Annotated in this window: 17 protein-coding genes; 14 read left to right on the forward strand and 3 right to left on the reverse strand. The window is 72.8% G+C overall.

Translation table 11 applies throughout. The annotated features are described in order from the left end of the window. Positions 1-9: 9 nt before the first annotated feature. The 8 genes from M1D56_RS05645 (at position 10) to M1D56_RS05680 (ending at position 8,473) form a co-directional block, all read left to right on the forward strand. Positions 10-1,518, forward strand: a complete 1,509-nt coding sequence (locus tag M1D56_RS05645; RefSeq protein ID WP_456284926.1) for an AMP-binding protein — start codon at positions 10-12, stop codon at positions 1,516-1,518. Beyond that, positions 1,515-2,774, forward strand: a complete 1,260-nt coding sequence (locus M1D56_RS05650; protein ID WP_456284927.1) for a beta-ketoacyl-[acyl-carrier-protein] synthase family protein — start codon at positions 1,515-1,517, stop codon at positions 2,772-2,774. Before M1D56_RS05645 ends, M1D56_RS05650 begins: the two co-directional genes overlap by 4 nt. Continuing rightward, complete coding sequence (locus tag M1D56_RS05655; protein WP_282979203.1) at positions 2,749-3,921, forward strand: acyl-CoA dehydrogenase family protein; 1,173 nt, start codon at positions 2,749-2,751, stop codon at positions 3,919-3,921. The genes M1D56_RS05650 and M1D56_RS05655 overlap by 26 nt, the downstream gene beginning before the upstream one ends. Positions 3,922-3,978: 57 nt before the next feature. Continuing rightward, positions 3,979-5,094, forward strand: coding sequence for an AI-2E family transporter (locus M1D56_RS05660; RefSeq protein ID WP_324011843.1), 1,116 nt, complete (start codon positions 3,979-3,981; stop codon positions 5,092-5,094). Between the two features lie 110 nt (positions 5,095-5,204). Continuing rightward, positions 5,205-5,606, forward strand: a complete 402-nt coding sequence (locus M1D56_RS05665) for a sugar ABC transporter ATPase (RefSeq protein ID WP_456284928.1) — start codon at positions 5,205-5,207, stop codon at positions 5,604-5,606. Positions 5,607-5,743: 137 nt separating this feature from the next. Then, positions 5,744-6,691: an agmatinase gene (gene speB / locus M1D56_RS05670; RefSeq protein ID WP_456284929.1), complete on the forward strand. Its 948-nt coding sequence runs from the start codon at positions 5,744-5,746 to the stop codon at positions 6,689-6,691. Further along, complete coding sequence (locus M1D56_RS05675; protein WP_456284930.1) at positions 6,688-7,092, forward strand: nuclear transport factor 2 family protein; 405 nt, start codon at positions 6,688-6,690, stop codon at positions 7,090-7,092. The genes speB and M1D56_RS05675 overlap by 4 nt, the downstream gene beginning before the upstream one ends. 22 nt (positions 7,093-7,114) lie before the next feature. After that, a complete protein-coding gene (locus tag M1D56_RS05680) occupies positions 7,115-8,473 on the forward strand; it encodes a purine-cytosine permease family protein (protein WP_456284931.1) in 1,359 nt (452 codons plus the stop codon). Between the two features lie 4 nt (positions 8,474-8,477). Here M1D56_RS05680 and M1D56_RS05685 read toward each other — a convergent pair whose 3' ends face one another. Further along, positions 8,478-9,371 carry an Lrp/AsnC family transcriptional regulator gene (locus M1D56_RS05685; protein WP_456284932.1) on the reverse strand — a complete coding sequence of 298 codons (894 nt, stop codon included), beginning with the start codon at positions 9,369-9,371 and terminating at the stop codon, positions 8,478-8,480. Positions 9,372-9,587: 216 nt separating this feature from the next. On the opposite strand from M1D56_RS05685, the gene M1D56_RS05690 reads away from it, so the two are divergent. The 3 genes from M1D56_RS05690 to M1D56_RS05700 are packed head-to-tail and all read left to right on the forward strand — an operon-like array spanning position 9,588 to position 14,193. After that, the gene (locus tag M1D56_RS05690) at positions 9,588-10,910 is read left to right on the forward strand and encodes an MFS transporter (RefSeq protein WP_456284933.1); all 1,323 of its coding nucleotides are present in this window, start codon (positions 9,588-9,590) and stop codon (positions 10,908-10,910) included. Further along, on the forward strand, positions 10,907-12,586 hold the full coding sequence (locus tag M1D56_RS05695) for an amidohydrolase (RefSeq protein WP_456284934.1): 1,680 nt from the start codon (positions 10,907-10,909) through the stop codon (positions 12,584-12,586). Before M1D56_RS05690 ends, M1D56_RS05695 begins: the two co-directional genes overlap by 4 nt. Beyond that, complete coding sequence (locus M1D56_RS05700) at positions 12,541-14,193, forward strand: thiamine pyrophosphate-binding protein (RefSeq protein WP_456284935.1); 1,653 nt, start codon at positions 12,541-12,543, stop codon at positions 14,191-14,193. Before M1D56_RS05695 ends, M1D56_RS05700 begins: the two co-directional genes overlap by 46 nt. 4 nt (positions 14,194-14,197) lie before the next feature. Here the strand turns inward: M1D56_RS05700 and M1D56_RS05705 are convergent, their stop codons facing one another. After that, positions 14,198-14,797 carry a dihydrofolate reductase family protein gene (locus tag M1D56_RS05705; protein ID WP_282979188.1) on the reverse strand — a complete coding sequence of 200 codons (600 nt, stop codon included), beginning with the start codon at positions 14,795-14,797 and terminating at the stop codon, positions 14,198-14,200. Beyond that, positions 14,794-15,621 (reverse strand): metalloregulator ArsR/SmtB family transcription factor, encoded by an 828-nt coding sequence (locus M1D56_RS05710; protein ID WP_456284936.1) that lies wholly within the window; start codon positions 15,619-15,621, stop codon positions 14,794-14,796. Before M1D56_RS05710 ends, M1D56_RS05705 begins: the two co-directional genes overlap by 4 nt. Before the next feature lie 68 nt (positions 15,622-15,689). Between M1D56_RS05710 and M1D56_RS05715 the strand changes: the two genes are divergently transcribed. The 3 genes from M1D56_RS05715 (at position 15,690) to M1D56_RS05725 (ending at position 19,991) form a co-directional block, all read left to right on the forward strand. Next, positions 15,690-16,316, forward strand: a complete 627-nt coding sequence (locus tag M1D56_RS05715) for a cyclase family protein (protein WP_456284937.1) — start codon at positions 15,690-15,692, stop codon at positions 16,314-16,316. A gap of 143 nt (positions 16,317-16,459) precedes the next feature. Continuing rightward, a complete protein-coding gene (helR, locus tag M1D56_RS05720) occupies positions 16,460-18,637 on the forward strand; it encodes an RNA polymerase recycling motor ATPase HelR (protein ID WP_456284938.1) in 2,178 nt (725 codons plus the stop codon). A gap of 10 nt (positions 18,638-18,647) precedes the next feature. Next, positions 18,648-19,991 (forward strand): FAD-binding oxidoreductase, encoded by a 1,344-nt coding sequence (locus M1D56_RS05725; RefSeq protein WP_456284939.1) that lies wholly within the window; start codon positions 18,648-18,650, stop codon positions 19,989-19,991. The last annotated feature ends 8 nt before the right edge of the window (positions 19,992-19,999 follow it).

The raw sequence follows: 19,999 nt of genomic DNA on the forward strand, positions 1-19,999 counted from the left end.
ACTGGGTCCGTGCCGATCACCTCGACGATCCTCGATGTCGCGTCGCGGCATCCCGAGCGGACGGCGATCGCGGGGGAGGGCGAGCGGCTCTCGTACGCCGACCTCGTCGAGGACTCGCGGCGCGTGTTCGCGGTCGTCGACGCGCTCCACGGCGCCCAGGACCATCCGCCCGCCCCGGCGCGCGAGACGGAGGGCATCCCGATCACGGCTGTCAGCGTCACCTCGGCCTTCCACACGGCGCGCCTCGTCGCTGGGCTCGCGGGGCACCGATCCGTCTCCGCCGTCATCGACCCGCGCTGGCCGCTCGCGCATCGCGTGCGCGTCGTCGTCGCGACCGGGATCGGCGTCGTCGTGAGCGACGATCCCGCGCTCGCCGGCGCGCTCGCGGAGGCCGGCTGGAGAGGCGTGGTCCTCTCGCTCGACGACGTCCGGCGCCGAGAGGCCGAGACGCGGCCGGCCGCGCCGCCGGCCGTGCGCGACGCGGACGAGCCGTTCCTCATGCTCTTCTCCTCAGGCACGACGAGCGACCCGAAGGCGTTCCTCAAGACCCGCCGGCAGTATCGCGAGAACGTCGCCGTGTCGAGCGCCCATCTCGAGCCGCTGCCCGGTGTCGCGACGCTCGCGCCGGGCCCCGTCTCGTACAGCCTCACGCTCTACGCCGTGATCGAGTGCCTGGCGACGGGCGGCAGCGTGCACCTCGCCGACGCGTTCGACCCCCTCGACGCGACCCGGCGCATCCGCGACGAGCACATCACGCGCGTCGTCGCGGTCCCTGCGGTCGTCGAGGCGCTCACCGCCGCGGCTCGGCGGGATCCCGACCGGCTCGCGTCGCTCGACCTCGTCGTGACCGGGGGCGCGAACCTGCCGGCGCGCATCCGCGCGGGCCTCGCCTCGGCGCTCCCGCACGTGCGCCTGATCAGCTACTACGGCGCGGCGGAGATCGGCTTCATCGGCGACAGCCGCGGCGGCGACGGCACGCTCATCGACGTCTACGACGGGATCGCCGTGCGGGTCCGCGGCGCCGACGGCGTCGACCTGCCCGACGGCAAGCCCGGCACCCTGTGGGTGCGCGCCGCCGCGTGCTCCGACGGCTACGTCTCGGGCACGACCGACGCCGTGCTGCGCGATGCGTCGGGGTGGGCCACGGTCCACGATCAGGCGCGGATCATCGGCGGCCGTCTCGAGCTCATCGGGCGCGCCGGGGACATCGCGGTGACCGGGGGCCACAAGGTCGCGCTGCCCGACGTCGAGCGGGCGTTCGACGGGATGGCCGGGGTCGTGGCGACCTGTGCGGTCGCCCTGCCCGACGGGCGCCTCGGGACGGCCATCGCCCTCATCCTCGAGGGCGACGCACCCGACAAGGCGGCGCTCCTGGCGCACGCGCGCTCGCACCTCGCCCCCCAGTTCGTGCCGCGCCGCTGGTACCGGGTCGCTCGCCTGCCGCGGACCGTCGGCGGCAAGATCCGGCGTGCCGAGGCGACGGAACTCGTCGTGCGCGGAGAGGCGGAGCGCCTGTGAGCCGCCGCGTCGTGATCACGGGAGCCGGCGCCGTCACGCCGAGCGGCATCGGCGTCCCCGCGATGTGGCAGGCCGTCGCCGACGGCCGCAGCGCCATCCGCGAGCTCGACGGGCCGGAGTTCGCCGGGCTCCCCGTCCGCATCGGGGGCCAGGTGCGCGACTTCGATGCATCCGACCTCCTCGAGCCCGGCCTCGCGCGGCGCCTCAGCGCCGTGCTCCAGTGGGCTGTCGCCGCAGGAGACGAGGCGATCGACGACGCGGATGCTCGCGGCATTCTCGGCGGCCGCGTCGATGTCATCGCCGCGACCGGCTCGGGGCCGGTCGACGCCATGCAGCGCGCGACGAGAGCGCTGGATGCCCGCGGGCCGCGGGCGGTCCCGCTCGCTCTCGCGATGCACGGCGCGCCCGACGCGGCGGCCGCTCTGCTCAGCCAGAGGCATGGCCTCACGGGAGCCGCCTCGGCGGTCTCGGCCACCTGCGCGAGCGGCGCCGTCGCGATCGGCGAGGGCATGCGCCGCATCCGGCACGGGTACGCCGACGCCGTGCTCGTCGTGGGGATGGAGGACTGCCTCGGACCCGTGAACCTCGCCTCGAACGCCAACCTGCGCGCGCTCGCGACGGGATACGAGGACGACCCATCGGCGGCATCGCGGCCGTTCGACCGCGGGCGAACGGGCTTCGTCATGTCGCAGGGCGCCGCGGCCGTGCTGCTCGAGCCGGCCCACGGCGCGCGGGCTCGCGGTGCCCGTGCGATCGCCGAGGTCGCGGGATTCGGCGCATCGAGCGATGCGCACCATCCCACCGCTCCGCGCCCCGACGGCGCAGGCGCGGCGGCCGCGATCCGCGCCTGCCTCGATGACGCAGGCGTGACGGCCGAGCGGGTGCAGCACGTGAACGCGCACGGCACGGGCACGCCCGCGGGCGACGCGGCCGAGCTCGCGGCGCTCGAGGCCGCCCTCGGCGCCCGCGCCCGCGCCATCCCCATCAGCGCGACGAAGTCGTCGACCGGGCATCTGCTCGGCGCGGCGGGCGTCGTGGAGGCGATCATCGCGGCGCTGAGCATCCGCGACGGCATCCTGCCGCCCACGCTCAATCTCGACGACCCCGAGCCCGGATGGGACGTGGTCGCCGGCACGGCGCGGCGCGCTGACGTCGCCGCCGTGCTGTCGACGTCGTTCGGCTTCGGCGGGCACAACGGCGCGCTGCTCATCGCGCGCGGAGAGGAGACACATGGACCGGGAACGCAGGCATGCTGAGCTCGCCGAGCGGTACCTCCCCGACGATCTGCTCGAGCGGTTCCGGGAGCGCGCCGCCGTGTACGACCGGGAGAACCGCTTCTTCGACGAGGACCTCGAGGAGCTGCGCGCAGTCGGCTATCTGACGCTGTTCGTCCCCGAGGAGCTCGGCGGGGCAGGCCTCGGCCTCGGCGACGTCTCCCGGCTGCAGCAGCGTCTCGCCGGGGCGGCTCCGGCCACGGCGCTCGCGATCAACATGCACCTCATGTGCACGGGCGTCGTCCAGGCGATGCTCGCGCGCGGCGACCGGTCGCTGGCGTGGGTGCTCGAGGAGGCCATGGCGGGCGAGATCTTCGCGTTCGGCATCAGCGAGCCGTCGAACGACTGGGTGCTTCAGGGGTCGAACACCGTCGCGGAGCCCGACGGCGACGGCGGGTACCGCCTCACGGGCGTCAAGATCTTCACGTCGCTCTCGCCCGTGTGGACGCGCCTCATCGTGCACGGACGCGACGGCTCCGTTCCCGACGACCCCGTGCTCGTGTACGGCTTCGTCGACCGGGACGCGCCCGGCATCACGGTCTCCGACCAGTGGGACGTGCTCGGCATGCGCGCGTCGCAGAGCCGTGCGACCATCCTCGACGGCGTGCCGCTCCGCGCCGACCGGGTCGCTCGCCGGATCCCGGCGGGACGCCATCCCGACCTCCTCGTGTTCGCGATCACGAGCACGTTCCAGCTGCTCGTCGGGTCGGTCTACGCGGGCATCGCACGCCGCGCGCTCGAGCTGGGGGCCGAAGCGCTGAAGCGGCGGCGCTCGGCGAAGACCGGCACGACGTTCGCCGAGGTGCCCGAGGCGCGCGTGCGCCTCGCCGATGCGCACATGGCGTACCTCGCGGTGCCCGCGCAGCTCGAGGCCTACACGCGCGACTTCGACGAGCTCGTCGAGCACGGCGCCGGATGGCCGCTGCGGCTCGTGAGCGCGCGGCTCAACGCGTCGCACGCGGCGCGCAGGGCCGCGGAGACCGCCCTCCTGTGCGCGGGCGGCAGCGGCTTCGACAACGGCAGCGAGCTCAGCCGCCTGTACCGCGACGCGACGGCGGGCCTGTTCCATCCGCCGAGCGCGGATGCCGCGCGGCCCATGTACGCGGCCGCCCTCCTCGACGACGACTGAGCATCACGCGCGCCTATGATCGGCAGAGGAACGGCATCGAGCGCGGGGGAGACAGCCATGCGGCGGACGACGGTCGAGAGCGAGCCCCGTGGGCCGATCGAGGCGAGGCTCGTGGGCTGGCGCATCCGCCCGTTCACCTTCGGCCTCTTCGGGGCGCTCGGCGTGCTCGTCGCGCTGCTCATCGGGTCGCTCGTGGGCAAGCTCGCCACGGTCCTCGTGTACATCGGGATCGCGCTGTTCCTCGCGCTCGGTCTCGATCCGGTCGTCCGCGCGATCGAGCGGCGGCTCCCGCGCCCGGCCGCGGTCGCGATCGTCGTGGCCGGCGTGCTGCTCGCGTTCGCCGGCATCGTGCTCGCGATCGTCCCCGTGCTCGTGCAGCAGGTGACGAACCTCATCGACAACGGGCCGCAGATGGTGAGCGACGTCATGGCCAGCGACTGGTACCGGCAGCTGAGCGCGCAGTTCGGGTCGTCGTTCGAGGACGCGGCAGGGCAGGCGCTGAGCTTCCTCCAGGATCCGGCCAACCTCACCCAGATCGGCGGAGGCATCGTCGCGGTCGGAGCCGGCATCGCGGGCGGCGTCACGGGCATGACGATCGTGCTCATCCTCACGCTCTACTTCATGGCATCGCTGCGCGGCATGAAGCGCCTCGCGGCGCGCTTCGTTCCCGCCTACCAGCGGGCGCGCTTCACCGAGGTGCTCGAGGAGATCTCGAGTGCGGTCGGCCGCTACGTGATCGGCCAGGCGAGCCTCGCGCTCATCAACGGCGTGCTCAGCCTCATCGTGCTGAGCATCATCGGGGCGCCCATGCCGGCGCTCCTCGCGCTCATCGCGTTCATCGGCTCGCTCATCCCGCTCGTCGGAACGCTCAGCGCGTCGATCATCAACTCGCTCATCTGCCTGATCGCCTCGCCGGTGACGGCGCTCATCGCGTTCGGGTACTACCTCGTCTACATGCAGATCGAGGCGTACGTGCTGAGCCCGCGCATCATGAGCAAGGCTGTCGCCGTGCCGGGCGCGATCGTCGTCATCGCCGCCGTCGCGGGCGGTGCCCTCGGCGGCGTGCTGGGCGCGCTCGTCGCGATCCCGGTGGCGGCGAGCATCATCATCATCGTGCAGAAGGTGATCTTCCCGTCGCAGGACGCCAAGCGGCTCCCGCCGGCGAAGGTCTGACGAGGGCCGGTGATAACGCGCGCGCGGTCGCGGATCAAGCCCCTCGGCGCGGACCGCGCCGTCGCGCAGAGTGGACGGGTACCGACACCCGGCTCCGACAGGAGGACCCCATGGACGCGAACGACAGCCGCCTGACCGACGACCCCGACGCCATCCGCCCTGTCCGGGATGCGGAGGCGACCGCGTACGCGGACCCGTCCGCCGATCCTGCGCAGGCGGAGTGGGAGCAGACCGAGGCGCGCGATGCGGCGGAGGGGGCGAGCGAGGAGACGGCGACCGGCCGTGACCCCGACGAGATCCCGGCGGACGACGACGAGATCCCGGCGGCCGACCTCCCCGTGAGCGACGTGCAGCCCGAGACGCAGGACGAGGATCCGGTCGTCGCCGAGCTCGGCGAGGACGGGGAGGGCGACCTCGCCCCCGAAGACCTCGAATCGGCGCGCCGCCTCCGCTCCCGAGAATCGGGGGAATGGCGATCGGCGGGTGCAGAACTCCAGCGTCCCGTGCGCTGAACATGACACTCGTGCGGATATCGCCGGAGCTGCCCGAGATTCCTTCTCCTGAGGCCCGCAAGCGCTGGATTTCCGCGCTTGCGGGCCCCTCCTCTGCGTGCGTAGGATCCAGGCGATCCCGCACAGGAGGACCCGCCATGACCGAACCCATCGGACCCGTCGACGCATCCGTCGTCCCCCGCTTCGCGGGCATCGCGACCTTCGCGCGACTCCCGCGCATCGACGAGGTGGACCGAGCCGACATCGCCGTCGTGGGCGTTCCGTTCGACAGCGGTGTGAGCTACCGCCCCGGCGCCCGGTTCGGTCCCGCTCACGTCCGCGAGGCGTCCCGTCTGCTGCGGCCGTTCAATCCCGCGCAGGGCGTCTCGCCGTTCGCCGCTCAGCAGGTCGCCGACGCGGGCGACATCGCCGCGAACCCGTTCGACATCGACGACGCGGTCCGCGCGATCGACGAAGCAGCGACGGCGCTGCGCGCAGGAGGAACGCGCCTCGTGACGATCGGCGGCGACCACACGATCGCGCTTCCGCTTCTCCGCTCCGTCGCGCGCGACCACGGACCGGTCGCGGTGCTGCACTTCGACGCCCACCTCGACACGTGGGACACCTACTTCGGCGCGCCCGTCACGCACGGCACGCCCTTCCGTCGCGCGAGCGAGGAGGGGCTCATCGACCAGACCGCGAGCATGCACGTCGGAACGCGCGGCCCCCTGTACGGGCAGTCCGACCTCGTCGACGACGAGCGCCTCGGCTTCGCGATCGTGACGAGCGAGCAGATCGAGGAGGACGGCGTCGAGCGCGCGATCAAGCGGATCCGCACCCGGATCGGCGACGCGCCGCTCTACATCTCGATCGACATCGACGTGCTCGATCCCGCGCATGCCCCGGGCACGGGGACGCCCGAGGCCGGCGGCCTCACCTCGCGCGAGCTCCTGTGCATCCTGCGCGCCCTCGCCGACAAGCGCATCGTCGGAGCCGACGTCGTCGAGGTCGCGCCGGCCTACGACCACGCGCAGCTCACGGCCGTCGCGGCGTCGCACGTCGCGTACGAGCTCATCAGCGCGATGGCGCCCCGGGTCGAGCGATGAGCGTCCGCACGCCCGGCGAGGACGAGGTCGCGGCGGCGGCCGCCGCCATCGTCGACGCGTTCGCCGCGACCGACACCCGGCGCTACTTCGCGCGCTTCGCACCCGACGCCTCGTTCGTGTTCCACACCGAGGCCGCGCGGCTCGACGACCGGGCGTCGTACGAGATCTTGTGGAGGTCGTGGACCGAATCGGGATGGCGCGTGCTGTCGTGCACGTCGTCGGACGCGCTCGTGCAGACCTACCCCGGCGGTGCGGTCTTCAGCCACACGGTGGCGACCCGGGTCGCCACCGGCGTCGGCGAGGAGGCGTACCGCGAGCGCGAGAGCATCGTCTTCCGCGTCGACGGCGATCGCCTCGTCGCGATCCACGAGCACCTGTCACCCCTTCCCGCCGGCGACTGAGCCGCACCCCGAGGAGACGCCGATGTCATCCGAACGCCGTCGAGAGACCCCCGCCGACGCGACCGGCCCCGTCACGGGCACGCTCGCGGTCCGGCGTGTCGGGATGATCTGGCTCGCCGCCAACCTCGTCGTGACGACTCTTCTGACGGGCACGCTGTTCGTGCCCGGGATCGACTACGGCGGCGCGCTTCTCATGATCGTGATCGGCACGCTCGCGGGCGTGGCCGTGCTCGCGGCCGTCGGCAACATCGGCACACGCACCGGCCTGCCGACGATGGCGCTGACACGCGGCGCGTTCGGCACCCGCGGCAGCCTGCTGCCGCTCGCGGCGAACGTGTTCGTGCTCATGGGATGGAGCTGGGTGCAGGCCATGCTCGCGGGGGTGACGGTCGACGCGCTCGTCGCGCAGCTCACGGGCTTCTCGAACCCGGTCCTGTTCTCGGTGCTGTGCCAGGCGATCGTCGTCGTCCTCGCGATCTTCGGTCACGAGGGCATCGCCCGGGTCGAGCCGTGGCTCGCGGTGCTCATGCTCATCGTCATCGGGTGGATGTTCGCGCAGGCGTTCACGGCGTTCCCTCCGGCGGACTACTTCGCGCTCGAGCCGACCGGCGAGCTCACCCACGTGTTCGTGCTCGACATGGTCATCGCGACGGCGATCTCGTGGACCGTGCTGTCGGCCGATGTGAACCGGCTCGCGCGGACCTCGCGTGCGGGCGTCGTCGGCTCGGTCGCGGGCTACGCGACCTCGACGATCGTGTCGATGTCGCTCGGAGCGACCGCATTCGCGTACATCCTCCTGTCGGGTGGCGACGGGGCGCCGTTCGACCCGACCGCGCTCGTGACGGCGTTCGGGGCGCCGATCGCGGTGGTGATCTTCGTCTCGGTCATGGCGACGAACACGATGGTCGTGTACGGGATGACGACGTCGGTCATGAACTCCCTGCCCGGGTGGCAGCCGCGCTTCCTCCCCACCGCGCTCATCCTCGGCGCGATCTCGATCGCGGGCTCGACGTGGCTCGCGCTGCTCGACCGGTTCACGACGTTCCTCACGGTCATCGGCGCGTTCTTCGTGCCGGTGTTCGCGATCATGATCGTGGACTACTACGTCATCCGGCGCGGGTCGTACAACGCCGACATCCTCCGCAGCTCGGGGGGCCGCTACTGGTTCGCGAAGGGGGTGAACCCGATCGCGATCATCGCCTGGGTCGTCGGCGCGCTCGTGTCCTATCTCCTCACCTATGTCTGGCCGAGTCCGATCGGCGCGACCGCCGCCGCATTCGCCGTGACATTCGCGGTGTACCTCGTCCCGATGCTCCCCGTCCGGCGTCGCGCGCGCGCCGAGCGCAGCGTGCACCTCGCCGAGCAGCCGCTGGAGGGCTGAGGCCTCAGCGCGCGGCGGGCCGCAGCGTCCGCGCGTAGTCCTCCTTGAGCACCGCGAGGTGCAGCCACGACTCCATCCGCGCGACGCCAGGGAGCGTGCGGAGCCGTTCGAGGCTCGCGTACAGCGCGCCCGCCGTCGGCTCCACGAGCGTCGCGACCGCGTCGAAGCGGCCCAGCGTGCGAGCGGCGAAGTCGACGCCGCGCCACTCGCGCAGCGCGTCGATCACGGCGTCGTCCTCCCCGGAGAGGTTGAGCCCGACCCCCATCGACAGCTGCCGGTGCGCAAGGCCCCGCGCCTCGACGGCGCTGATCTTGATGACACCGCCCGCGATGAGGCGCTGCACGCGCGTCGTGACTGCGGAGGGGGAGAGGCGGACCGCCTCGCCGAGTGCGCGATAGCTCATGCGGCCGTCGCGCTGCAGCATCTCGATCAGCGACATGTCGATGTCGTCGATCACGAGGTCGCCCTGATAGTCCGAGACGAAGAAGCCCTTCACGACCGTCGAGTAGATCAGGGTGCTGATGTCCACGACGCCGCTGAGCCCGCGGATGCGCGCGAGCAGCTCGTGGAGGGTCGCCATGGAGCCGACCCGCACCTCGGTGACGAGATCGTGCGAGCCGCCCACGGCTGAGACGAGCACGGTCTCGGGGAGCCCGCGCAGATGCTCCGCGATGGGCTGCACGGAGCCATCGGCCCGCACCGAGACGTGCGCGAGCACGTGCTGACCGAGGAAGGCGGGATCGACCGCGGCGACGACGCGCACGGTGCCGTCGGCGAGCATCGCGCGGAGCCGTGTCGAGATGGCCGCGCGGGACTGCCCGAGCCTCAGCGCGAGGGAGTGGATGCTCGCACGCCCGTCCTCCTGCAGTGCCCGAACGAGGTCGGCTTCGAAGTCCATCCCGTCTCCGATCCGCGAGATTCCGTGGAACGCGCGTCGACGCGCGCAGAAGTGAAGTCTACTCGCGATTCAAGGAGACACCGCGAGCGGATGTGCGCGTACCTCGAATCGGAACATCGGCGACAGTGAGATTCTCCTGGAGTTCTGGCCTTGCTCCTCCTTCCGGCCGCTCGTAGCATCCGATGCAACCCGATACCCCGCAAAGGAGCGGCCACCATGACTTCCACGCACAGCAGAGCGCGGCGCGCCGGCTTCGCCGCGTTCGTCGGCACCACGATCGAGTGGTACGACTTCTACGTCTACGCGACCGCCGCCGCCCTCGTCTTCGGACCGCTGTTCTTCCCGAGCGACGACCCGCTCGCCGAGACAGCGGCCGCCTTCGCGACGTTCGCCGTCGCCTTCCTCGTCCGCCCGCTGGGCGGCATCGTCTTCGGCCACATCGGAGACAAGCTGGGCCGCCGTGTCTCCCTCGTGATCACCCTCCTCCTCATGGGCGTCGCGACCGTGCTCGTCGGCTGCCTGCCGACGTACGCCGACATCGGCATCGCCGCGCCGATCCTCCTCATCGCCCTGCGCGCGCTGCAGGGGCTGGCGGTCGGCGGCGAGTGGGGCGGCGCCGTCCTGATGAGCGTCGAGCACGCGCCCGAGAAGTCGAAGACCTTCTACGGCGGCTTCACGCAGCTCGGCAACCCCGCCGGTGCGCTGCTCGCGTCCGGCGTCTTCGCGATCATGTCGCGCGGCGGCGAGACCTTCATCATCGACGGCGGATGGCGCATCCCGTTCATCGCGTCGATCGTGCTCATCGGGGTGGGGCTGTGGGTCCGCTACCGCGTCGAGGAGTCGCCGGTCTTCGCCTCGAAGGTCGAGGGGCGCAAGCAGTCCATGCCGCTCGCGTTCGCGCTGCGTGCCAACTGGCTGCCGATCCTCCTCGGCATCGGCCTGCTGCCGATCTCGACCGGCGGCTACTACCTCGCGACGACGTTCGCCACGGCATACGCGACCGGCGAGACGGTCGCGCTCAGCGAGCAGCTCATCCTCGACGCGATGACCGTGGCGTCGTTCGTCGAGTTCCTCGTGACGCTCCCCATCGCGTGGCTGGGCGACCGCTGGGGGCGCAAGAACATCATGTACATCGGCCTGGTCACCTCCGTGCTCACGTTCGCGCCCTTCCTGCTCGTCATGCCGGGGCGGATCGAGCCGGCCGTCTTCCTCCTGGCCTCGCTCGTGCGCGTCGCCATGAGCGCGACGTACGCTCCGATCGCCGCGATCCTCGCGCAGATGTTCCGCCCTCAGGCGCGCTATACGTCGATCGCGCTCGCCTATGGCGTGGGCGCGGCGGTCTGGGCCGGGTTCTCGCCCTGGTTCGCGACGCAGCTCATCGCGTGGACCGGCAGCGTCTGGTCGGTGATCGCGATGTTCACCGGGATGGCCGTGCTCGCCGGCATCTGCACGCGGCTCGCTCCCCAGCACTCCGACGAGGCGCCGGTCACGGCGTCCTTCACGCCCCGCACCGACACGAGGACGAACCGATTCCCATGAGGAAGCTGACCCCCTTCGACCGACCCGCTCAGACCGCGCCGCGGATGATCGTCGCGCGTGCGATCCACACGGTCGACGGCCGCGACACGACCGCGACGGCGATGCTCATCGATCGCGGCCGGATCCTCGCCGTCGGCGACCGCGAGACCTGCGCGGCGGCCGCGCACGCGCTCGGCCTCGGCCCGGAGACCGTCGACCTCGGCGACGGCGTCGTCGTGCCGGGCTTCGTCGACGCGCACGCGCATCCGCTCATGTACGGGCAGATGATGACGTGGGTGGACTGCGGTCCCGAGAAGGCGGGCAGCATCCCCGAGATCGTCGCGCTGCTCCGCGCCGCGGCGGAGGGTCTCCCCGAGGGGCGTCCCGTCCGCGGCTACGGGTACGAGCACCGCAACCTCGCCGAGCGCCGTCACCCGACCCGCTTCGAGCTCGACGAGGTGTCGGCAGAGCGCGAGGTCTACCTCATGAACGCCTCGGGCCACGGCGGCGTCGTCAACAGCGTGACGCTCGAGCGCGCGGGCGTCGACCGCGGCACGCCCGACCCCGAGGGCGGCGTGTTCTTCCGCGACGCAGACGGCGAGCTCACGGGCGAGCTGTCCGACGCGGCCTGCAACATCCTCACCGGGGTGCACGGCGTGAAGATCGGCCATCACGGACCGAACTTCCACCTCGCCGACGAGCCGGAGGAGCACCTGCGCCAGCTCGATGTCGCGACCCGCCGGTTCCTCGAGGGCGGTGTGACCGCGATCGGCGACGCTCAGGTCTCGCGTCGCGAGTTCGACATGTACCTGCGCCTCGCCGAGGCCGGGCGGCTCGAGCTGCGCGTGTCGATGTACCTGCTCTCGCACCTCCTCGACGAGGCACTCGAGATGGGGCTCGTGGGCGCCTTCGGCAACGCGCACCTGAGCTTCGCCGGCATCAAGCTCTACGCCGACGGCACGCTCGGCGGATGGACGGCGTACTTCCCCGACGGGTACGTGGGCGACCCGTGCCGCACGGGCCAGCTCTACCACGAGCCCGCAGAGTACGCAGAGCTCATTCGCCGCGCACACGCCGCGGGCCTGCAGACCGCCACGCATGCGCAGTCGCCGACCGCGATCGAGATGGTCGTGTCGGCGATCGAGGCGGCGCTCGCCGAGCGCCCCGATCCCGACGCCCGCCATCGGATCGAGCACTGCGGCCTGCCGACGGCCGACCAGATCCGCCGGATGGCTGCAGCGGGCATCCGGCCGGTGAACCAGACGCAGCACTACTACAACTGGGGCGAGGGCGTCGAGGAGGCCATCGGAACCCCGGGGGAGCGGTTCAACCCGCTGGGCGAGTTCGAGGCCGCCGGTGTGCCGATCACGATCTCGTCGGATGCGCCGGTCGCCGAGCCCATCCCGCTCGAGGCGATCCAGACGGCCGTGACGCGGGTGACGCGGCGCGGGCGCCGTCTCGGCCCCGACGACCTGCGCGTGTCCGCGCGCGCGGCGCTGCGCGCCCACACCTACGAAGGCGCGGTGTCGCTCGGGCGGGAGGACGATCTCGGCTCGCTCGAGGTCGGGAAGTGCGCGGACTTCGCCGTGCTGAGCGACGACCCGCTCGCGGTCGAGCCCGAGCGCATCGCCGCCATCCGGGTCAGGGAGACATGGATCGGCGGCGAGCGCCGTCACCGCGCGGAGGTCGGCTCGTGACGGGGGCGCGCGACGCGGACACCGCGGGGCGTGCGGTGCTCGAGACGATCCGCGCCTACGGCGTCACGGCCGTCTTCGGCATCCCCGGCACGCACAACCTCGAGCTCTACCGCCCGCTGGCCGATCTCGGCATCCGCGTCGTCACGAATCGCCATGAGCAGGGCTCGGGCTACGGGGCGGACGGCTGGGCGCAGCTGACGGGGATGCCGGGCGTCGTCATCACGACCTCGGGGCCGGGTCTGCAGAACGCCATGAGCGCGATCGGCACGGCGTTCTGCGAGTCCCGCCCGCTGCTCGTGCTGTCGCCCGGGGTCGCGCGCGGAGACGAGTTCCGCGACGTCGGCACGCTCCACGAGACCAAGGATGCGAGCGCCATGGTCGGTGCGATCGCGGAGTGGTCGCGCCGCGTCGAGAGCGCGGCTGAGGCCGTGGACGCCGTGCACGACGCCTTCGCGCTCTTCCGCACGGGGCGGCCGCGCCCCGTGCACATCGAGATCCCGCTCGACGTGCTCGAGGCGCCGGCCGAGGTGCCGGTCGCCGCACGGGCGCCGCGCGAGCTCCGCCCGGCGGCAGGGCCGGACGCGACCGCCGTCGCCCGTGCTGTCGCGCTTCTCGAGGGCGCCCGGCGCCCCGTGATCGTCGCCGGCGGGGGCGCCACGCGCGCCGCGACGCAGGTGACGGCGCTCGCCGAGCGCCTCGGCGCTCCGGTGCTGACGACCCTCAACGGCAAGGGGACGGTCGACGAGCACCACCCCCTGTCGCTCGGCTCGAACCTGCGACTCGCGTCGGCGCGCGGGGTCGCGGAGGACGCAGACGTGCTCGTCGTGCTCGGCTCGAAGCTCGGCGAGGCCGAGCTGTGGGCTCCCGCACTCGCCGCACGCGGCCCGGTCATCCGCATCGACATCTCGGCCGCGCAGGTGCACAAGAACCTCGAGGCGACGGTCGGGATCGTGGGCGACTGCCGGGCCGTCCTCGACGCGCTGCTCGCCGAGCTCGCGATCCGGACGCGCCCCGCGCCGGACCTCGCCGACGCGCGCGCGGCCATCCTCGCGGAGACCCGTGAGGCCCTCCCGGAGACCGTCGCGCTCGCCGAGGCCATCGCGCGAGCCCTGCCCCACGACGCGGTCGTCGCAGGCGACTCGTCGCAGATCGTCTACATGGCGCTCGCGAACGTGCTCCGCCAGGCGCGCCCGCATTCGCTGCTCTACACGCCGACCTACGCGACGCTCGGATACGGACTACCCGCCGCGATCGGCGCCCGGGTCGCCCAGACCGAGCGGCCCGTCGTCGCCGTCCTGGGCGACGGCGCGCTCATGTTCTGCGTCAACGAGCTCATGACCGCGGTCGAGCAGCGGCTCGACCTCGTCGTCGTGTGCGTCGACAACGGCGGCTACGCGGAGATCCGGCAGAACGAGATCGACCGGGGCATCGCGCCGATCGGCGTCGATCTCGTCCAGCCGGACTGGGCTGCGCTCGCGGATGCCTTCGGCGCGCGGGGCGTGCGCGTCGAGCGACGGGGCGACATCGGCACCGCGATCGGCGAGGCGGTCGAGGCCGGAGGCGTCCGGCTCGTCCACATCCCGCAGGGCGCACTCGCGGACGGGTGAGTCCTCAGCGCGCTCGGTCGTAGACGAGCGCGAGCTCCCCGCGGTCGCCGGCCTCGTGCAGCACCAGGCGCCAGGACGACGACGGGAGCCCGTCCTCGAGCAGCCGCTCGCCGCCGCCGGAGATCTCGGGGCAGACGATGAGGTAGAGCCGGTCGATGAGGTCCGCGGCGAGGAGCGGGCGGATGAGGCTCGGGCTGGTGTTGACGAGGATGTCGCCCTCGCCGGACGCGCGCAGCTGCGTCACGACGTCGGCGACGGGGGCCGAGACGATGCGCGTGCGCTCCCAGGGCGCCTCCGAGAGGGAGGACGAGAGGACCACCTTCTCGACATCGCGGAGCCAGGCGGCGTAGCCGCGGTCGCGCGGGTCTGCGGAGGGGTCGTCGGCGACGGAAGGCCAGAAGCCGAGGAACCCCTGCGCGTTGCCGCGTCCGAGCACGGCCGTCGTCGCGTTCTCGTGCATGCGGTGCATCTGGTCGCGTGCGACATCGGTCACCGCATACGGGACGATCGCCGCGAGGTCGCCGGGCCCGCCGGGGCCGTTGAAGCGTCCGTCGAGGGTGAGGCTGAGGTTCGCCGTGACCCTGCGAGGTGCGTGAGCGTTCATGAGAGGGGTTCCTTCCGATCAGGCCGCGGGTCCGCGGCGACGCGTGCGACGAGGTTGTCGAGCACCTGGTTCCAGCCGGTCTCGATGCCGGCGATGAACGGAGCGGAGGCGACGGCGGTGGCGTCGAGGTGCAGCTCCGCCACGAGACGGGTTCCCCGGGGAGCCTCGTCGAGCGAGACCGCGTAGTGGGCCGTGAAGGCCACACCGCCCTCGCTGTCGCGCACCGACAGGTCGAACTCGAGGCGCTCCGGAGCCTCGGCGACCCGGACCCGCCCGTCCGACCGGTAGTGAGCGCCGTCCGGATCGCGGTAGGCGAGCACGACCGCTCCCTCCGGATGCGGTGCGATCATGCTCTCGATGACCTCGAAAGACGGCGGCGCCCACCACGTGGCGAGGAGCGCGGCGTCGGTCCAATGACGCCACACCGTCTCGCGCGGGGCGGCGAGGTGGCGCTCGAAGGCGAACGAGCGGCCATCCGCCCATCCAGGGGAGTCCGCGGCGGCACGCTCCGCGCTGACGGCGGCGCGATAGCGATCGAGCACCTCGCGCTCGTCGGCGTGCGCATCGGCCTGCTGCAGGAGGTTCGCGAGGCGGTTCGCCGCAGCCCGGAGGGGCGACGTCTCGAGCGCGTACACCCTCCGCTGGCCGAGGGGATGCACGCTGACGACGCCCGCGCGCGCGAGCGTCTGCAGGTGCTTGGTGGTCTGCGGCTGGCGCAGGCCGAGGAGCTCCGCCAGCTCGCCCACGGCGCGAGGGCGGAGGGCGAGCAGCTCGATCATCCGCCATCGGGCGGGATCGGCGAGAGCGGCGAGCAGCGGGTCCATGACTGAAGTATTCACTGCTACGAATATTCATGTCAAGGAAAATCTTCGGCGCGGTGTACCGTCGGCGCATGCGCGATCTCAGCCATCCCATCCGCACCGGCATGACCGTGTACCCCGGCGACCCCGCGGTGCGCATCGAGCCGGCTCTCGAGATCGCGCGCGACGGCGTCGAGGTCGCCGCCCTGCACCTCGGCTCGCACACGGGAACGCACCTCGACGCGCCGTCCCACGTCATCGCGGGCGGGCGCACGACCGGCGCGATCCCGCTCGACGAGCTCGTAGGCGAGGCAATCGTCCTGCACCTCGGCGACGTCGCCGCCGGCGCGGTCATCACGCTCGACGACCTGCGTCGGGCGTCGGCCGACCTCGAAGCCGATCTGCGGCCGATCGTCGTGCTGGACACCGGATGGGCGGAGCGCTTCGGGTCGGCGGACGCGACCGCGCATCCGCACCTCGCCCCGGTGGCGGCCGCCTGGCTCGTCGCGCACGGCATGCGCGTGCTCGCGGTCGACCTGCTGAGCCCCGACCCGACGGGCGGGGAGGGCTTCCCCGTGCACGAGATCGTGCTCGGCGCCGACGCGCTCATCGTCGAGAACCTGCGCGGCCTGGCGGGCCTCGAGCGGCATCCGCGGATCGGCGTCTTCCCGCTCGCGATCGATGCGGATGGAGCACCGGCGCGCGTCGTCGCCCTCTGATCTCCCCGCGGTTCCAGTGTACGGCCGGGGTGGGGGCTTGCCGCAAGGCCCCCGGTACGGGGCAGAATCGTCTCCTTCCCTCCGGCCGGCACCCGCGCGCAGCGGGTGTCCGCCGTGCCGTCGCGATCGTCGGAGCCGCCCGCATGACCACCGCCCTCAGCCCGTTCGCCCTTCCCGACAGCCGCGCCGCCAAGGCCGACGCCGCGCTCATCGCACGCGACGAGGCGCAGTTCGCCGCGATCGCCGCGAGCCTCGCTCGCCAGATCGCCGACGCATCCGACCGCCTCGAGGCGCAGCGCCGCGCGCCGGCCGGCCAGGGGCAGAAGGCCCTCGACCGCGACCTCGAGATCCACCGCCTGACGGCCCGCCTGCGCCTGCTGCGGCGCTTCGGCCTCGATCTCTGCCTCGGCCGCATGGTGCCCGCCGAGGGCGGCGACCCCGTCTACATCGGCCGCATCGGCCTCTCCGATGCCGATGGCGAGCCGCTCCTCGTCGACTGGAGGGCGCGGGCGGCCGAGCCCTTCTTCGGCGCGACGCACGCCGATCCGATGGGGCTGAGCAGCCGACGGCGCTACCGGTGGAGCGGCGGCCGCATCGTGGACTACTGGGACGAGGTGTTCACGGCCGACGCCCTTGAGAGCGGCGCGGCGCTCGACGACCAGTCCGCCTTCATCGCGAGTCTCGGCGCGAGCCGCTCTCCGCACATGCGCGATGTGCTCGCGACCATCCAGGCCGATCAGGACGCGATCATCCGCGCACCCTCGGCCGGCGCTCTCGTCGTCGACGGCGGCCCGGGAACGGGCAAGACGGTCGTCGCGCTCCACCGCGCGGCCTACCTGCTACACGCCGAGCCGCGGATGGCACGCGGTGGCGGCGGCGTGCTCGTCGTCGGGCCGTCGCGCGCGTATCTCGACTACGTGTCGGATGTGCTGCCGAGTCTCGGAGAGGAGGGCGTGCGCGTGTGCACGGTCGACGACCTCGTCGTCGAGGGCGCCATCGCCCGCGCGGAACCCGACCCTCGGGTCGCGTCTCTCAAGGCGGACGGGCGGATGGTGCAGGCGATCGAGCCGGCCGTGCGCCTCTACGAGGAGCCGCCCGTCGATGAGGTGCTCGTCGAGACGCCATGGACGGACGTCGTCGTGACGGCGGATGACTGGGCCGACGCGTTCGCGTCTCCCGAGCCGGGGACGCCGCACAACGAGGCGCGCGACCAGGTCTGGGAGACGCTGCTCGAGCTCATCGCCGACCGGCACGACGACGAGGAGGTGCCGGCGGACCTCCTGCGCCGCGCGCTCGCGCAGGACAGGGACCTCGCGACGGCCTTCACGCGCGCGTGGCCGCGGCTCGAGGCAGCGGATCTCGTGAGCGACCTGTGGACCGTGCCGGCGTACCTGCGGCGCTGCGCGCCGTGGCTCGCGGACGACGAGGTGCGGCTGCTGACGCGGGCGGATGGCGCGGCGTGGACGAGCGCGGATCTCCCGCTTCTCGATGCAGCCCGGATGCGACTGGGCGATCCCGGGACGGCGCGCCGCGCGCGGGAGCGCGAGGCGGCGCTGTCCGCGCAGCGGGCCTACCGGGAGGACATCGCCGACTATCTCATCGCGAACGACGACAGCGAGATGGGCGTCGCGATGATCCTGCGCGGGGACGACGCGCGGGAGAGCCTCGTCGACGAGGCGGGCGTTCCGGCGCCCGAGCCCGACGCGCTGATCGGGCCCTTCGCCCACATCGTCGTCGACGAGGCGCAGGAGCTCACCGACGCGCAGTGGCAGATGCTGCTGCGCCGCTGTCCCTCCCGCAGCCTGACGGTCGTCGGCGACCGAGCGCAGGCACGGCACGGCTTCCTCGGCTCGTGGGAGGAGCGGCTCGCGCGCGCGGGTCTGCGCGACGTGCGCGTCGCCTCGCTCACGGTCAACTACCGGACGCCGTCGGAGATCATGGCGGTCGCCGAGCCGGTCATCCGCGCCGCCCTGCCCGACGCGAACGTCCCGGTGTCCGTACGCAGCTCGGGCATCCCCGTGCGGAGGGCGCGGGCGGGTGAGCGCGACGCGATTCTCGAGCGGTGGCTCGCCGAGCACGTCGAGGGCACGGCATGCGTGATCGGTGACCCGGACTTCCGCCCGCACGGGCGCGTCCGCTCGGCGACGCCGGAGGACGCGAAGGGGCTCGAGTTCGACCTCGTGCTCCTCGCCGGCGCAGACGCGCCGGGCGGCGGGATCGAGGCCGCGGTCGACCGCTACGTCGCGATGACGCGTGCGACGCGCGAGCTCGTCCTCCTCGATGCGGAGCCGGGGGAGACGGATGTCCGACGACCTCGCTAGCGTGTGGGTCATGTCCGCTCTCGATGCGCTCCGCGGCCGCCTCTCCGGCTCCCTCCGCCTGCCCGACGACGCCGCCTTCGACGAGGCGCGCCGACCGTGGAATCTCTCCGTCGAGCAGCGGCCCGCGGCGGTCGCTGAGCCGGCCGGTGTCGACGACCTCGTCGCCCTCGTCGCCTTCGCGCGCGAGGAGGGCGTCGTGCTCGCTGTCCAGCCGTGCGGGCACGGCGCGGCCTCGGCTCTCGAGGGCGCCGTGCTCGTTCGACCCCGCGCCTTCGATGCGCTCGAGATCGACCAGGAGGCCCGCATCGCGCGCATCGGCGCCGGCGTCGCCTGGGGCGCGGTCATCGACGCCCTCGACGGCACGGGACTGGTCGCGCCCGCCGGCACGAGCCGCGTCGTGAGCGCGACGGGCTACACCCTCGGCGGGGGACACTCGTGGTTCAGCCGATCGGCGGGCCTCGGGTCCGACGCGCTGCGCGCGGCCTGGATCGTCCGACCCGACGGGACGCACGAGCGTGTGGATGACGCGAGCGACCCCGAGACCATGTGGGCGCTGCGCGGCGCGGGCGGCATCGCGGGGATCGTGACCGAGATCGAGATCGACCTCGTCGCGGCCCCCGTGCTCGTGGGCGGCAGCATCGTCTTCGACTCGGCGCACTCGGCCGACGCGCTGCGAGCCGTGCGCGACCTCGCCGCTGTCGCCCCGCCGTCGCTCAATCTCTTCGCGACGTCGATGCGCATGCCCGACGTCCCTCAGCTGCCCGAGGCGATCAGGGCGCGCAGCTTCCTCACGGTCGATGTCCTCGCGATCGACGAGGCCGCGGCGGAGTTCCTCGAGCCGATCCGCGCGGCGGCCCCCGTCGAGCGCGAGGACTTCGGTCACACGACACCGGCGCTCATGGCCTCCCGATCGGCGGAGCCCACCGATCCCACGCCCACACGCGGTGTGTCCTCGGCACTGCGGTCTCTCGACGACGCCCTGCTCGACGACCTCCTCACGTTCCGCGCGCTTCCCGAGCAGGCGCCCCTCGTCGGACTCGGGCTCCGCATGCTCGGCGGCGCACTCGACTCGCCACAGCGCGAGGGGTTCGCGTCGCTGTCCGACGCCGCGTGGCTCGTGCACGGGCTCGCCCCGGTCGCGCCCGGTGCGCCGCGCGAGCCGGGTGACGCGAGCCTCGCTGGCCTGCGCGAGATCCTCGGTCGCGCGGACGAGGCGCCGCTCGTGCCGACGTTCCTCGCGCCCGAGGAGACGCTCGAGCGCGCGGGGACCCGCGCCGATCTCGATCGACTCCGCGCCATCCGCCAGCGGGTCGATCCCGACGCCGTCCTGCACGAGGGGCGCCTGCCGCGATGACGGCGGCC

The organism is Microbacterium sp. JZ101, assembly GCF_053903175.1.

What these genes read in the sequence shown, in the direction of transcription:
- M1D56_RS05655 (WP_282979203.1), top strand. Translation starts at nt 2,749, where the DNA reads ATGGACCGGGAACGCAGGCATGCTGAGCTCGCCGAGCGGTACCTCCCC.
- M1D56_RS05660 (WP_324011843.1), top strand. Translation starts at nt 3,979, where the DNA reads ATGCGGCGGACGACGGTCGAGAGCGAGCCCCGTGGGCCGATCGAGGCG.
- M1D56_RS05665 (WP_456284928.1), top strand. Translation starts at nt 5,205, where the DNA reads ATGGACGCGAACGACAGCCGCCTGACCGACGACCCCGACGCCATCCGC.
- speB (WP_456284929.1), top strand. Translation starts at nt 5,744, where the DNA reads ATGACCGAACCCATCGGACCCGTCGACGCATCCGTCGTCCCCCGCTTC.
- M1D56_RS05675 (WP_456284930.1), top strand. Translation starts at nt 6,688, where the DNA reads ATGAGCGTCCGCACGCCCGGCGAGGACGAGGTCGCGGCGGCGGCCGCC.
- M1D56_RS05680 (WP_456284931.1), top strand. Translation starts at nt 7,115, where the DNA reads ATGTCATCCGAACGCCGTCGAGAGACCCCCGCCGACGCGACCGGCCCC.
- M1D56_RS05685 (WP_456284932.1), bottom strand. Translation starts at nt 9,371, where the DNA reads ATGGACTTCGAAGCCGACCTCGTTCGGGCACTGCAGGAGGACGGGCGT.
- M1D56_RS05690 (WP_456284933.1), top strand. Translation starts at nt 9,588, where the DNA reads ATGACTTCCACGCACAGCAGAGCGCGGCGCGCCGGCTTCGCCGCGTTC.
- M1D56_RS05695 (WP_456284934.1), top strand. Translation starts at nt 10,907, where the DNA reads ATGAGGAAGCTGACCCCCTTCGACCGACCCGCTCAGACCGCGCCGCGG.
- M1D56_RS05700 (WP_456284935.1), top strand. Translation starts at nt 12,541, where the DNA reads ATGGATCGGCGGCGAGCGCCGTCACCGCGCGGAGGTCGGCTCGTGACG.
- M1D56_RS05705 (WP_282979188.1), bottom strand. Translation starts at nt 14,797, where the DNA reads ATGAACGCTCACGCACCTCGCAGGGTCACGGCGAACCTCAGCCTCACC.
- M1D56_RS05710 (WP_456284936.1), bottom strand. Translation starts at nt 15,621, where the DNA reads ATGGACCCGCTGCTCGCCGCTCTCGCCGATCCCGCCCGATGGCGGATG.
- M1D56_RS05715 (WP_456284937.1), top strand. Translation starts at nt 15,690, where the DNA reads ATGCGCGATCTCAGCCATCCCATCCGCACCGGCATGACCGTGTACCCC.
- helR (WP_456284938.1), top strand. Translation starts at nt 16,460, where the DNA reads ATGACCACCGCCCTCAGCCCGTTCGCCCTTCCCGACAGCCGCGCCGCC.
- M1D56_RS05725 (WP_456284939.1), top strand. Translation starts at nt 18,648, where the DNA reads ATGTCCGCTCTCGATGCGCTCCGCGGCCGCCTCTCCGGCTCCCTCCGC.